This window comes from Streptococcus bovimastitidis (genome assembly GCF_001885095.1).
In the GTDB taxonomy this organism is placed as follows: Bacteria; Bacillota; Bacilli; order Lactobacillales; family Streptococcaceae; genus Streptococcus; species Streptococcus bovimastitidis.
In genome coordinates this window covers 1,089,870-1,103,314 of sequence record NZ_LZDD01000001.1, presented here as the reverse complement: position 1 = coordinate 1,103,314, position 13,445 = coordinate 1,089,870, and the positions used below count along the sequence as shown (strand labels likewise).

Genomic DNA, 13,445 nt, shown 5'->3' with positions numbered 1-13,445 from the left:
TTTGAAAAAAAGTTCACAATTTTCTTGTGAAACTATTTACAAACTTTCGATTTATGTTATAATAAATCATGTAAATAAATTGTGAAACTTTTAACAAGTTACTTTTAAGGAGAAAATATTAATGGTTGAAGCTAAATTAACACCAGAACAAAAAATGGAAGAAGCTCAAAAACATGTTGATGAGCTTGTTCAAAAAGGTCTTGTTGCCTTAGAAGAATTTCGTCAATTAAATCAAGAACAAGTTGACTATATTGTTGCTAAAGCTTCTGTTGCTGCTTTAGATGCTCACGGTATTCTTGCAATGCATGCTTTTGAAGAAACTGGACGTGGAGTCTTTGAGGATAAAGCAACTAAAAACTTATTTGCTTGTGAACACGTTGTTAACAACATGCGTCATACAAAAACTGTAGGTATTATTGAAGAAGATGATACAACTGGTTTAACCTTAATTGCTGAACCTGTCGGCGTTATCTGTGGGGTTACACCAACAACAAACCCAACATCAACAGCAATCTTTAAATCATTGATTGCTTTGAAAACACGTAATCCAATTGTCTTTGGTTTCCACCCATCAGCTCAAGAATCTTCAGCTCACGCAGCTCAAATTGTTCGCGATGCAGCGATTGCCGCTGGTGCTCCTGAAAACTGTATCCAATGGATTACAAAACCTTCAATGGAAGCAACTGGAGCCTTGATGAACCATGATGGTATTGCAACTATCCTTGCTACTGGTGGTAATGCAATGGTTCGTGCAGCTTACTCTTGTGGTAAACCTGCCCTTGGGGTTGGTGCTGGTAACGTTCCTGCTTACGTAGAAAAATCAGCTGATATCCGACAAGCGGCTCATGACATCGTTATGTCTAAATCATTTGATAATGGAATGGTTTGTGCTTCTGAACAAGCTGTTATCATTGATAAAGAAATCTACAATGAATTTGTTGAAGAATTCAAATCATATAAAACTTACTTTGTTAATAAAAAAGAGAAAGCCCTTCTTGAAGAATTCTGTTTTGGTGCGAAAGCTAACAGCAAAAACTGTGCTGGTGCTAAATTGAATGCTGACATTGTTGGTAAACCAGCAACTTGGATTGCTGAACAAGCTGGCTTTACAGTTCCAGAAGGAACTAATATCTTAGCTGCTGAATGTGCTGAAGTTGGTGTTAAAGAACCGTTAACACGTGAAAAACTTTCTCCAGTCATTGCTGTTCTTAAAGCTGATTCAACTGAAGATGGTCTTACAAAAGCGCGTCAAATGGTTGAATTTAACGGACTTGGTCACTCAGCTGCGATCCATACTAAAGATGAAGAACTTGCTAAACGTTTCGGTACTGAAATGAAAGCAATGCGTATCATTTGGAATTCACCTTCAACATTTGGTGGTATTGGTGACGTTTATAATGCATTTATCCCATCATTAACATTAGGATGTGGTTCATATGGACGTAACTCTGTAGGTGATAACGTTAGTGCTATCAACCTCTTAAATATCAAAAAAGTAGGAAGACGTAGAAATAATATGCAATGGTTTAAAGTTCCTTCAAAAACATACTTCGAACGTGATTCTATTCAATACTTACAAAAAGCTCGTGATGTTGAACGTGTTATGATCGTTACTGACCATGCCATGGTTGAACTTGGTTTCTTGAATAAAATTATTGAACAATTAGACTTTCGTCGTAACAAAGTTGTTTACCAAATTTTTGCAGATGTTGAGCCTGATCCAGATATCACAACTGTTCAAAAAGGTACTGAATTAATGCGTTCATTTGAACCAGATACAATCATTGCACTTGGTGGTGGTTCTCCAATGGATGCTGCTAAAGTGATGTGGTTATTCTACGAACAACCAGAAGTTGACTTCCGTGACCTCGTTCAAAAATTCATGGATATCCGTAAACGTGCCTTCAAATTCCCTGAACTTGGTAAGAAAACAAAATTCATTGCTATCCCTACAACATCAGGTACTGGTTCTGAAGTAACACCTTTTGCAGTTATCTCTGATAAGAAAAACAACCGTAAATACCCAATCGCTGACTACTCATTGACACCAACAATTGCCATTGTTGACCCATCATTAGTACTTACAGTTCCAGGCTTTATCGCTGCTGATACTGGTATGGATGTCTTGACTCACGCGACTGAAGCTTACGTTTCTCAATTAGCTAACGACTTTACTGACGGACTTGCTCTTCAAGCTATTAAGATTGTCTTTGAAAACTTAGAACGTTCTGTTAAAGAAGCTGATTTCGAATCTCGTGAAAAAATGCATAATGCATCAACCATGGCGGGTATGGCCTTTGCTAATGCTTTCCTCGGAATGAGCCACTCAATGGCGCATAAAATTGGCGGGGTACACCACACTATTCACGGTCGTACCAATGCTATCCTTCTTCCATATGTGGTTCGTTACAATGGTACTCGTCCAGCTAAAACAGCTACTTGGCCTAAATACAACTACTGGAAAGCTGATGAAAAATACCAAGATATCGCTCGTATGTTAGGTTTACCTTGCTCAACTCCAGAAGAAGCAGTTGCTTCATATGCACAAGCCATCTATGACTTGGGTACTAAAGTTGGTATCAAGATGAACTTTAAAGATCAAGGTATCGATGAAAAAGAATGGATGGATAGCTTAAATGAAATTGCTCTTCTTGCTTATGAAGACCAATGTTCACCTGCTAACCCACGCTTGCCATTAGTTGCTGATATGAAAGAAATCATGGCTGATGCTTACTATGGTTATGCTGAAAGACCAGGTCGTCTTAAATAAGACCTATTCAATCACCTAAAATTGTTTCTGTAATATGAAATGCCCAGTTTCCTTATTCTGGGCATTTCTATTTTGTATTTCTAATATTTCGATCACTTCTATTTTATTAAAGGAATTTCCATTTTTCATCTTTACAAGACAGATGTGACGTAATATAATAAAATTGACATTAAAGGTTAGCTTTAGGAGGATAAAAAGCGATGGCTGAAAGAATTTATGACTTGTTAGCTTTGGTCTGGATTAGCCTAGCAGGAGTGGATTCTAACTGGGTCAATTAAGATCCTATGGAGTAGTTCTATTTAAAGAGCTACTCTTTTTTTGAGCTCGCCTTTCCAGCTCTGCTTATTTTGTGGTACAATATCAAAAAGACATGCAAGGATGAGGAATATTTATGGGAATTATTTACCAATCAACTCGTGATGCTGAGAATCGTGTTAGTGCCAGTCAGGCTATTTTAAGTGGTTTGGCCAGTGATGGTGGTCTCTTTACGCCGCTTTCAATGCCTAATATTGACTTGGATTTTAACCGTTTGAAGGATGCAACTTATCAAGAGATTGCTAAGTTGGTCATGTCAGCTTTCTTTGATGATTTTACGGATGAAGAATTGGACCATTGTATTGCGCAAGCTTATGATGAGAAGTTTGATACTAAGGTCATTGCACCTCTTGTAGAACTTAAGGATTATTATAATTTAGAATTATTCCATGGGGCAACGATTGCCTTTAAGGATATGGCTTTATCTATTCTGCCTCATCTTTTAACGACAGCGGCTAAGAAACAGGGTGTTACTAATAAGATTGTTATTTTGACAGCTACTTCTGGGGACACTGGTAAGGCAGCAATGGCTGGTTTTGCGGATGTTCCTGGGACTGAGATTATAGTTTTCTACCCTAAAGATGGTGTCAGCAAGATTCAAGAGTTGCAGATGACAACACAAAAAGGGGCTAACACGCATGTTGTGGCTATCGATGGTAATTTTGATGATGCCCAAACAGATGTTAAGCGCATGTTCAATGACAAGCTCTTGGCGGACAAATTGTTAGCTAATGGAATGCAATTGTCTTCGGCTAACTCCATGAATATCGGGCGGTTAATTCCTCAGGTTGTTTACTATGTTTATGCCTACGCCCAATTGGTGAAAAAGCGCAGCATTGCTGATGGGGACTTGATTAATATCACGGTTCCAACTGGTAACTTCGGGAATATTTTAGCAGCTTATTATGCTAAAGAAATAGGCCTTCCGGTGGCTAAGCTCATCTGTGCTTCTAACGAAAACAATGTTCTGACTGACTTCTTTGCTAACCAGGTCTACGATAAGAAGCGCGACTTCAAGGTGACCAGCAGTCCGTCCATGGACATTTTGGTTTCCTCAAACTTGGAACGCTTGATTTTCCATTTGGTGGGTAATGATGCTGCTAAGACTAAAGCTTTGATGGCGGACTTAGGGGCTAAGGGAGAATACCACTTAGAGGCAGTTCGTCCTGAGATATTAGACCTCTTTGCAGCAGGTTTTGCCAGTGAAGCAGAAACGGAAGCAGAAATCAAGGCTGTTTATGAATCTGACGCTTATGTCTTAGATCCTCATACGGCTGTCGCTTCGGCAGTTTATCGTCGTTACCGACAAGAATCTGGTAATCTTAAGCCAACGGTAATTGTGTCTACTGCAAGCCCATATAAATTCCCGAGAGTGGTGGTGGAAGCCATTAAGGGCCAACAAATTGCTGATGACTTCCAGGCTGTTGCAGAATTGCAGGAGCTATCTAAGGTTGCTATTCCAGCAGCGCTAGATGGTCTGCAGGAAGCGCCTGTTTTACATAAGACAGCAGTTGCAAGCGATCAGATGCAAGCAGCCGTTGAGAACTATTTAGGAGTATAAAAAGGAGCCTTTGGCTCCTTTCTTTGGTTGATATGAAATTATTAAATAGAAAGAAGATTTTAAGTCTGGCCTTGCCGGCCATGGTTGAGAATGTCTTGCAAATGCTGATGGGATTTGTTGATAACTTTTTAGTTGCACAAATCTCATTGTTAGCGGTTTCAGGCGTGACTATTGCCAATAACCTGATTACGGTTTACCAAGCCCTGTTTATTGCTCTCAGCTCAGCTATTTCCAGCCTCCTAGCCAGAAGTATTGGGGAGAGGGATGACGAAAAAGAGTTGGGCTATATGGCCGACGCCTTGATGGTGACGCTTTTCTTGTCACTAATTTTGGGTTTTTTTAGTATTGTCTTTGGCTGCCCCTTGCTTTTTGCTCTTGGTGCAGGTCCGGAGGTTGTAGCTGAGGCTTACGGCTATTTGCTGATTGTTGGGGGTCTGATTTTTAGTCTGGGGCTTTTGACGACTTTTGGGGCCATTCTTCGGGCGCGTGGTTACAGCAAGTTGCCCATGCATGTCAGTTTTCTGACGACTTTTTTGAATGCCGTTTTTTCCCTTACTTCGATTCAAGTGTTTCACTTGGGAGTCCTTGGTGTGGCTGGGTCGACAGTCTTAGCTCGTCTGATTGGTATTGTTATTTTAGTTAAGTTTCTTCCTATTAAAAGAATTATGACTAAGATGCGTTTTAAATTGGATCCAGAAATTCTTTCTTTAAGTCTTCCAGCTGCGGGTGAACGTTTGATGATGCGTCTAGGTGATTTATTGATTTTAATGATTGTCATTCATTTTGGTGAAAAAGTTTTAGCCGGGAATGCTATTGGTGAGACCATCAGTCAATTTAATTATATGCCGGGATTAGGGATTTCAACTGCAACAGTTATTCTAGTGGCTAACCACTTGGGTAGGCAAGAACATCAGGAAATAGATAAACTTATTAAAGAGTCCTTTCTTCTTTCAACGCTACTCATGTTTTGTTTTAGTTTCCTCGTTTTTATTTCAAGTCCTTGGTTGATTGCTGGTTTTACTAATAATATTGAAGCCATTGAAGCAGCAAAAGTGGTCTTGCTCTTTTCCCTGATTAGTGTACCTGCTACGTCAGGGACTTTAGTCTATACGTCTCTTTGGCAAGGTTTGGGGAATGCAAGGCTACCATTCTATGCGACTAGTATTGGTATGTGGTTAATTCGGATTCTAGCTGGTTACTTTCTGGGTGTCCTGCTCAAGCTTGGTTTGGAAGGGGTTTGGTTGGCGACAGCCCTAGATAATTTAACTCGGTGGTTGATTCTCAAAAGCGCTTATAATAAGAAAAGAAAAATTTCACTATAGGGTGAAATTTTTTTAAATTATTTTGCAGAAAGACTTGCAATGGGAATACAAATTTGTTATTATACTATGGTGCTGTAAAAATTACAGCTGTAGCTATGATACGAGAGGTTGCGACACGCTCGGTTGCATTGCCACGCAACACGTGTTGGTTTTCTCGGGGAGCTAGCCTATTATCGTAAATAGACGAGAGGAGAAAAGATGGCAAATAAAAAAATCCGTATCCGTTTGAAAGCGTACGAACACCGTACACTTGACACAGCGGCAGAAAAAATCGTTGAAACTGCAACACGTACAGGTGCTACTGTAGCTGGACCAGTTCCACTTCCAACAGAACGTAGTCTTTACACAATTATTCGTGCGACTCACAAATATAAAGATTCTCGCGAACAATTTGAGATGCGTACTCACAAACGTCTTATCGACATCGTGAACCCAACTCAAAAGACTGTTGACGCTCTTATGAAATTGGATCTTCCAAGTGGTGTAAACGTAGAAATCAAATTATAATTTGATTTCTGAGCACAAAAAACGCTCGTAAAAAACTTTTTTGAGCACGAAAAACGCTCATAAAAAACTTTTTGAAAAAAATAAGAAAAGGAAATATTTTCTCATGACAAAAGGAATCTTAGGGAAAAAAGTGGGAATGACTCAAATCTTCACTGAATCAGGCGAATTTATCCCTGTAACTGTCATCGAAGCGACTCCAAACGTTGTGCTTCAAGTTAAAACTGTTGAAACAGACGGTTACGAAGCAGTACAAATTGGTTTTGATGACAAACGCGAAGTATTGAGCAACAAACCTGCCAAAGGCCATGTAGCGAAAGCTAACACTGCTCCTAAGCGCTTCATTCGTGAATTCAAAAACATTGAAGGCTTAGAAGTTGGATCAGAAATTACTGTAGAATCATTCGGAGTTGGAGATGTCGTTGATGTAACGGGTACTTCAAAAGGTAAAGGTTTCCAAGGTGTTATCAAACGCCACGGTCAATCACGCGGCCCTATGGCCCATGGTTCTCGTTACCACCGTCGTCCAGGTTCAATGGGACCTGTTGCGCCTAACCGTGTTTTCAAAAACAAACACTTGGCAGGACGTATGGGTGGAAACCGTGTAACAATTCAAAATCTTGAAATTGTACAAGTTATCCCAGAAAAGAACGTTATCCTTATTAAAGGTAACGTACCAGGTGCTAAGAAATCTCTTATCACTATCAAATCAGCAGTTAAAGCTGCTAAATAATCAGAAAGGAGAAAACAGTTAAAATGGCAAACGTAAAACTATTTGACCAAACTGGTAAAGAAGTTAGTTCAGTTGAATTAAACGACGCTATCTTCGGTATCGAACCAAACGAATCAGTTGTCTTTGATGTTGTAATCAGCCAACGTGCTAGCCTTCGTCAAGGTACTCACGCGGTTAAAAACCGTTCAGCAGTATCAGGTGGCGGACGCAAACCATGGCGTCAAAAAGGAACTGGACGTGCTCGTCAAGGTTCTATCCGTTCACCACAATGGCGTGGTGGTGGTGTTGTCTTCGGACCAACTCCTCGTTCATACGGATATAAACTTCCACAAAAAGTTCGTCGCCTTGCTTTGAAATCAGTTTACTCAGCAAAAGTTGCTGATGATAAATTTGTAGCTGTAGAAGGCCTTTCATTTGCAGCGCCAAAAACTGCTGAATTTGCAAAAGTTCTTTCAGCGCTAAGTATCGATTCAAAAGTACTTGTTATCGTTGAAGAAGGAAATGAATTTGCAGCATTATCTGCTCGCAACCTTCCAAACGTTAAAGTTGCTACTGCAACAACTGCAAGTGTTCTTGATATTGTAAATAGCGATAAACTTCTTGTTACTAAAGAAGCAATCTCTACAATTGAGGAGGTTCTTGCATAATGAATTTGTACGACGTAATTAAAAAACCAGTTATCACTGAAAAATCTATGATTGCTCTTGAAGAAGGCAAATATACATTTGAAGTTGATACACGTGCACATAAACTTTTAATCAAACAAGCTGTTGAAGCTGCGTTTGAAGGAGTTAAAGTTGCTAGCGTGAACACTGTTAACGTTAAACCAAAAGCTAAACGCGTTGGTCGTTATACAGGTTTCACTTCTAAAACAAAAAAAGCTATCATCACTCTTACAGCTGATTCTAAAGCAATCGAGTTGTACGCAGCTGAAGCTGAATAATCTAAGGAGGAAATAACGTGGGTATTAAAGTTTATAAACCAACGACAAATGGCCGTCGTAACATGACTTCTTTGGATTTCGCTGAAATCACAACAAGCACACCTGAGAAATCATTGCTTGTTTCTCTTAAAAACAAAGCTGGTCGTAACAACAATGGTCGCATCACTGTTCGTCATCAAGGTGGCGGTCACAAACGTCATTACCGTGTAATTGACTTCAAACGTAACAAAGATGGCGTTGAAGCAGTTGTTAAAACTATCGAATATGATCCAAACCGTACTGCTAACATTGCATTAGTAAACTATACTGATGGTGTTAAAGCTTACATCATTGCACCTAAAGGTCTTGAAGTAGGTCAACGTATCGTTTCTGGACCAGAAGCAGACATCAAAATTGGTAATGCATTACCACTTGCTAACATCCCTGTTGGTACAGTTATTCACAACATCGAGTTGAAACCTGGTAAAGGTGGAGAACTTGTCCGTGCTGCTGGAGCTTCTGCTCAAGTACTTGGTCAAGAAGGTAAATACGTTCTTGTTCGTCTTCAATCAGGCGAAGTTCGTATGATTCTTGGAACTTGTCGTGCAACAATCGGTTCAGTTGGTAACGAACAACAATCGCTTGTTAGCATTGGTAAAGCTGGACGTAACCGTTGGAAAGGTATCCGCCCAACAGTTCGTGGTTCTGTAATGAACCCTAACGATCACCCACACGGTGGTGGTGAAGGTAAAGCACCAGTTGGACGTAAATCACCAATGACACCATGGGGCAAACCAGCTCTTGGTCTTAAAACTCGTAATAAGAAAGCTAAATCAGACAAACTTATCGTACGTCGTCGTAACGCTAAATAATCGATTAGCTAAAATCTTATTAACCTTCCGCCAACTCGGTAGCCTTCTAGGCAAGCCGTTGTGGTACATCATTTAAAGGAGAAAACTACAAAATGGGACGTAGTCTTAAAAAAGGACCTTTCGTCGATGAGCATTTAATGAAAAAAGTTGAAGCTCAAGCTAAAGACGAAAAGAAAAAAGTAATTAAAACTTGGTCACGTCGTTCAACGATTTTCCCAAGTTTCATCGGATATACAATCGCAGTTTATGATGGACGTAAACATGTACCTGTTTACATCCAAGAAGACATGGTAGGTCACAAACTTGGTGAATTTGCACCAACTCGTACTTACAAAGGTCACGCAGCTGACGACAAGAAAACACGTCGTTAATAGGAGGAGGACACAATGGCAGAAATTACTTCAGCTAAAGCAATGGCTCGTACAGTGCGTGTTTCACCTCGTAAAACACGTTTAGTACTTGATCTTATCCGCGGTAAGAACGTTGCTGACGCAATCGCAATCTTAAAATTCACTCCAAACAAAGCAGCTCGTGTTATTGAGAAAACTCTTAACTCAGCAATTGCAAACGCAGAAAACAACTTTGGTTTGGAAAAAGCTAACTTGGTAGTATCTGAAACATTCGCAAACGAAGGACCAACAATGAAACGTTTCCGTCCACGTGCGAAAGGTTCAGCTTCACCAATCAACAAACGTACAACTCACGTAACTGTAGTTGTATCAGAAAAATAAGGAGGTAAAATCGTGGGTCAAAAAGTACATCCAATTGGTATGCGTGTCGGTATCATCCGTGACTGGGATGCGAAATGGTATGCTGAAAAAGAATACGCGGATTACCTTCATGAAGATCTTTCAATCCGTAAATTCGTTCAAAAAGAATTAGCAGAAGCTTCAGTTTCAACTATCGAAATTGAACGTGCTATCAACAAAGTTATTGTTTCACTTCACACTGCAAAACCAGGTATGGTTATCGGTAAAGGTGGAGCAAACGTTGATGCGCTTCGTGCTCAACTTAATAAATTAACTGGAAAACAAGTACACATCAACATTATTGAAATCAAATCACCAGATCTTGATGCTCACCTCGTTGGTGAAAACATTGCTCGTCAATTAGAGCAACGTGTTGCTTTCCGTCGTGCACAAAAACAAGCTATCCAACGTACAATGCGTGCTGGAGCTAAAGGGATCAAAACCCAAGTTTCAGGTCGTTTGAACGGTGCTGATATCGCTCGTGCAGAAGGTTATTCAGAAGGAACTGTTCCTCTTCATACACTTCGTGCTGATATCGATTACGCTTGGGAAGAAGCAGACACTACATATGGTAAACTTGGTGTTAAAGTTTGGATCTATCGTGGTGAAGTTCTTCCAGCTCGTAAAAACACTAAAGGAGGCAAATAACATATGTTAGTACCTAAACGTGTTAAACACCGTCGTGAGTTCCGTGGAAAAATGCGCGGTGAAGCAAAAGGTGGAAAAGAAGTATCATTCGGTGAATACGGTCTTCAAGCTACAACTAGCTCATGGATCACAAACCGCCAAATCGAAGCTGCCCGTATCGCTATGACGCGTTACATGAAACGTGGTGGTAAAGTTTGGATCAAAATCTTCCCTCACAAATCTTACACTGCTAAAGCTATCGGGGTTCGTATGGGTTCTGGTAAAGGTGCACCTGAAGGTTGGGTATCGCCAGTTAAACGTGGTAAAGTAATGTTCGAAATTGCCGGTGTATCTGAAGAAGTTGCACGTGAAGCATTCCGTCTTGCTGGACACAAATTACCAGTTAAAGTTAAATTCGTGAAACGCGAAGCAGAATAAGGAGAAGACATGAAACTTGAAGAAATCAAAAAGTTTGTTGCTGAGCTTCGTGGCTTGTCTCAAGAAGAGCTTGCTAAAAAAGAAAACGAACTCAAGAAAGAACTTTTCGACCTTCGTTTTCAAGCTGCAGCGGGTCAACTTGATCAAACTGCTCGCTTAAACGAAGTTAAAAAACAAATTGCACGTATCAAAACAGTGCAATCTGAAATGAAATAATAGATTGGGAAAGGAGAAATTCTAATAATGGAACGTAATCAACGTAGAACCCTTGTTGGACGTGTCGTATCTGACAAGATGGATAAAACAATCACTGTTATAGTTGAAACAAAACGTAACCACCCAGTCTATGGTAAACGTATCAACTATTCTAAAAAATATAAAGCACATGACGAAAATAACCTTGCTAAAGAAGGCGATATCGTTCGTATCATGGAAACTCGTCCACTTTCAGCTACAAAACATTTCCGTCTTGTAGAAGTTGTGGAAAAAGCTGTTATTATCTAATCAAACTAAAAGGAGAAAATTGAAATGATTCAACAAGAAACTCGCTTGAAAGTTGCTGATAATAGTGGTGCCCGTGAGATCTTGACTATCAAAGTACTTGGTGGTTCAGGACGTAAATTCGCTAACATCGGCGACGTTATCGTTGCTTCTGTAAAACAAGCTACACCTGGTGGAGCAGTTAAAAAAGGTGACGTTGTGAAAGCAGTTATCGTTCGTACAAAAACTGGTGCTCGCCGTCCAGACGGTTCATACATCAAATTTGACGACAATGCTGCAGTAATCATCCGTGATGACAAAACTCCTCGCGGAACTCGTATCTTTGGTCCAGTTGCACGTGAATTACGTGAAGGTGGATACATGAAGATCGTTTCACTTGCACCAGAAGTACTTTAATTTTTAAATAAATTAAACAAACTAAGTCCCCTAGGTATTTCCTAGGGTGCCCATAGGGGCGTAAGAAATCAATAGGAGAAAAACTCAAATGTTTGTAAAAAAAGGCGACAAAGTTCGCGTTATTGCTGGTAAAGACAAGGGAACTGAAGCTGTAGTTCTTAAAGCTCTTCCAAAAGTTAACAAAGTTGTTGTTGAAGGTGTTGGTATGATTAAAAAACACCAAAAACCTAACACAGAAAACCCTCAAGGTGCTATCGTTGAAAAAGAAGCACCAATCCACGTGTCAAACGTTCAAGTGCTTGACAAAAATGGTGTTGCAGGTCGTGTTGGTTATAAAGTTGTTGACGGCAAAAAAGTTCGTTACAGCAAAAAATCAGGCGAAGTGCTTGATTAATCACGAAGGAAAGGAGAAGCATAAATGGCAAATCGTTTAAAAGAAAAATATACTAACGAAGTAATCCCTGCGTTGTCAGAGAAATTTAGTTACACTACAGTTATGGCTGTACCTCGCGTTGAGAAAATTGTTCTTAACATGGGTGTTGGTGATGCTGTTTCTAACGCAAAAAACCTTGAAAAAGCTGCTGCTGAATTAGAGCTTATTTCAGGTCAAAAACCACTTATTACTAAAGCTAAGAAATCAATCGCTGGCTTCCGTCTTCGTGAAGGTGTTGCGATCGGTGCGAAAGTTACACTTCGTGGCGAACGTATGTACGAATTCCTAGACAAATTAGTTAGCGTTTCACTTCCTCGTGTCCGTGATTTCCACGGAGTACCAACAAAATCATTTGATGGACGTGGTAACTACACACTTGGTGTGAAAGAACAACTTATCTTCCCAGAAATCAACTTCGATGATGTTGATAAAGTACGTGGTCTTGATATCGTAATCGTCACTACTGCAAATACTGACGAAGAATCACGTGAATTGCTTAAAGGCCTTGGAATGCCTTTTGCAAAATAATAGGGGGTAAATAAATTGGCTAAAAAATCTATGATTGCTAAAAACAAACGTCCTGCGAAACACTCTACGCAAGCTTATACTCGCTGTGAAAAATGTGGACGTCCACATTCAGTTTACCGCAAGTTTAAACTTTGTCGTGTTTGCTTCCGTGAATTGGCTTACAAAGGTCAAATTCCAGGTGTTGTAAAAGCTTCTTGGTAATTTGAAAAACTTGTAAATTATCTATATAATTTACTTGAATACTACTGATACAATGTATCATTTGCCTTCGGGCAACATTAACTAGCAAGTGATCAAATTCAAACTGCTAGTAAGAGGAGAATTTAAAAATGGTTATGACAGACCCAATTGCTGACTTTTTAACACGTATTCGTAATGCTAACCAAGTAAAACACGAAGTGTTAGAAGTACCAGCTTCAAACATCAAAAAGGGGATTGCTGAAATCCTTAAACGTGAAGGTTTTGTAAAAAACGTTGAAGTTATCGAAGACGATAAACAAGGAATCATCCGTGTTTTCCTTAAATATGGTCAAAATGGCGAACGCGTTATCACTAACTTGAAACGTATTTCAAAACCGGGTCTTCGTGTTTATACAAAACGTGAAGATGTTCCTAAAGTTCTTAATGGACTTGGAATTGCAATTATCTCTACTTCAGAAGGTCTTTTGACTGATAAAGAAGCTCGCCAAAAAAATGTTGGTGGAGAAGTTATTGCATACGTTTGGTAATTTAAGGTAATTAGAGCATCGTGGACAAAGTGAAAATAGGAAATCC

At 39.7% G+C, this 13,445-nt stretch carries 19 protein-coding genes; all 19 read left to right on the top strand.

Annotation, left to right across the window (positions count from 1 at the left end; genetic code table 11):
• Positions 1-121 precede the first annotated feature (121 nt).
• The 19 genes from adhE (at position 122) to rpsH (ending at position 13,399) form a co-directional block, all read left to right on the top strand.
• Positions 122-2,770 carry a bifunctional acetaldehyde-CoA/alcohol dehydrogenase gene (gene adhE / locus A9Q68_RS05505; RefSeq protein ID WP_071793671.1) on the top strand — a complete coding sequence of 883 codons (2,649 nt, stop codon included), beginning with the start codon at positions 122-124 and terminating at the stop codon, positions 2,768-2,770.
• A gap of 391 nt (positions 2,771-3,161) precedes the next feature.
• On the top strand, positions 3,162-4,646 hold the full coding sequence (gene thrC, locus A9Q68_RS05500; RefSeq protein ID WP_071793670.1) for a threonine synthase: 1,485 nt from the start codon (positions 3,162-3,164) through the stop codon (positions 4,644-4,646).
• Between the two features lie 32 nt (positions 4,647-4,678).
• Positions 4,679-5,968, top strand: coding sequence for an MATE family efflux transporter (locus A9Q68_RS05495; protein ID WP_071793669.1), 1,290 nt, complete (start codon positions 4,679-4,681; stop codon positions 5,966-5,968).
• 198 nt (positions 5,969-6,166) lie between these two features.
• Positions 6,167-6,475, top strand: coding sequence for a 30S ribosomal protein S10 (gene rpsJ, locus A9Q68_RS05490; protein ID WP_003046044.1), 309 nt, complete (start codon positions 6,167-6,169; stop codon positions 6,473-6,475).
• Between the two features lie 103 nt (positions 6,476-6,578).
• Positions 6,579-7,205, top strand: coding sequence for a 50S ribosomal protein L3 (gene rplC / locus A9Q68_RS05485; RefSeq protein WP_071793668.1), 627 nt, complete (start codon positions 6,579-6,581; stop codon positions 7,203-7,205).
• A gap of 23 nt (positions 7,206-7,228) precedes the next feature.
• A complete protein-coding gene (gene rplD / locus A9Q68_RS05480; protein WP_071793667.1) occupies positions 7,229-7,852 on the top strand; it encodes a 50S ribosomal protein L4 in 624 nt (207 codons plus the stop codon).
• Positions 7,852-8,148 carry a 50S ribosomal protein L23 gene (locus A9Q68_RS05475; protein ID WP_071793666.1) on the top strand — a complete coding sequence of 99 codons (297 nt, stop codon included), beginning with the start codon at positions 7,852-7,854 and terminating at the stop codon, positions 8,146-8,148. Before rplD ends, A9Q68_RS05475 begins: the two co-directional genes overlap by 1 nt.
• A 17-nt stretch (positions 8,149-8,165) precedes the next feature.
• Entirely contained in the window at positions 8,166-8,999 is an 834-nt protein-coding gene (rplB, locus tag A9Q68_RS05470) for a 50S ribosomal protein L2 (RefSeq protein WP_071793665.1), read from the top strand.
• 92 nt (positions 9,000-9,091) lie between these two features.
• Positions 9,092-9,370: a 30S ribosomal protein S19 gene (gene rpsS / locus A9Q68_RS05465; RefSeq protein WP_008087547.1), complete on the top strand. Its 279-nt coding sequence runs from the start codon at positions 9,092-9,094 to the stop codon at positions 9,368-9,370.
• 15 nt (positions 9,371-9,385) lie between these two features.
• Positions 9,386-9,730: a 50S ribosomal protein L22 gene (gene rplV / locus A9Q68_RS05460; RefSeq protein WP_000818141.1), complete on the top strand. Its 345-nt coding sequence runs from the start codon at positions 9,386-9,388 to the stop codon at positions 9,728-9,730.
• A 12-nt stretch (positions 9,731-9,742) separates the two neighbouring features.
• Positions 9,743-10,396, top strand: coding sequence for a 30S ribosomal protein S3 (rpsC, locus tag A9Q68_RS05455; protein WP_071793664.1), 654 nt, complete (start codon positions 9,743-9,745; stop codon positions 10,394-10,396).
• Positions 10,397-10,399: 3 nt separating this feature from the next.
• Positions 10,400-10,813, top strand: coding sequence for a 50S ribosomal protein L16 (gene rplP, locus A9Q68_RS05450; RefSeq protein WP_003086024.1), 414 nt, complete (start codon positions 10,400-10,402; stop codon positions 10,811-10,813).
• A 9-nt stretch (positions 10,814-10,822) separates the two neighbouring features.
• Positions 10,823-11,029 (top strand): 50S ribosomal protein L29, encoded by a 207-nt coding sequence (rpmC, locus tag A9Q68_RS05445; RefSeq protein ID WP_003103481.1) that lies wholly within the window; start codon positions 10,823-10,825, stop codon positions 11,027-11,029.
• Positions 11,030-11,056: 27 nt separating this feature from the next.
• On the top strand, positions 11,057-11,317 hold the full coding sequence (gene rpsQ, locus A9Q68_RS05440) for a 30S ribosomal protein S17 (protein ID WP_071793663.1): 261 nt from the start codon (positions 11,057-11,059) through the stop codon (positions 11,315-11,317).
• Between the two features lie 24 nt (positions 11,318-11,341).
• Entirely contained in the window at positions 11,342-11,710 is a 369-nt protein-coding gene (gene rplN, locus A9Q68_RS05435) for a 50S ribosomal protein L14 (RefSeq protein WP_000615920.1), read from the top strand.
• A gap of 88 nt (positions 11,711-11,798) precedes the next feature.
• On the top strand, positions 11,799-12,104 hold the full coding sequence (rplX, locus tag A9Q68_RS05430) for a 50S ribosomal protein L24 (RefSeq protein ID WP_007891837.1): 306 nt from the start codon (positions 11,799-11,801) through the stop codon (positions 12,102-12,104).
• A 24-nt stretch (positions 12,105-12,128) separates the two neighbouring features.
• On the top strand, positions 12,129-12,671 hold the full coding sequence (gene rplE / locus A9Q68_RS05425; RefSeq protein WP_071793662.1) for a 50S ribosomal protein L5: 543 nt from the start codon (positions 12,129-12,131) through the stop codon (positions 12,669-12,671).
• A gap of 15 nt (positions 12,672-12,686) precedes the next feature.
• Positions 12,687-12,872, top strand: coding sequence for a type Z 30S ribosomal protein S14 (locus A9Q68_RS05420; protein ID WP_002987746.1), 186 nt, complete (start codon positions 12,687-12,689; stop codon positions 12,870-12,872).
• A gap of 128 nt (positions 12,873-13,000) precedes the next feature.
• Positions 13,001-13,399, top strand: coding sequence for a 30S ribosomal protein S8 (gene rpsH / locus A9Q68_RS05415; RefSeq protein WP_003085849.1), 399 nt, complete (start codon positions 13,001-13,003; stop codon positions 13,397-13,399).
• Positions 13,400-13,445: the final 46 nt, after the last annotated feature.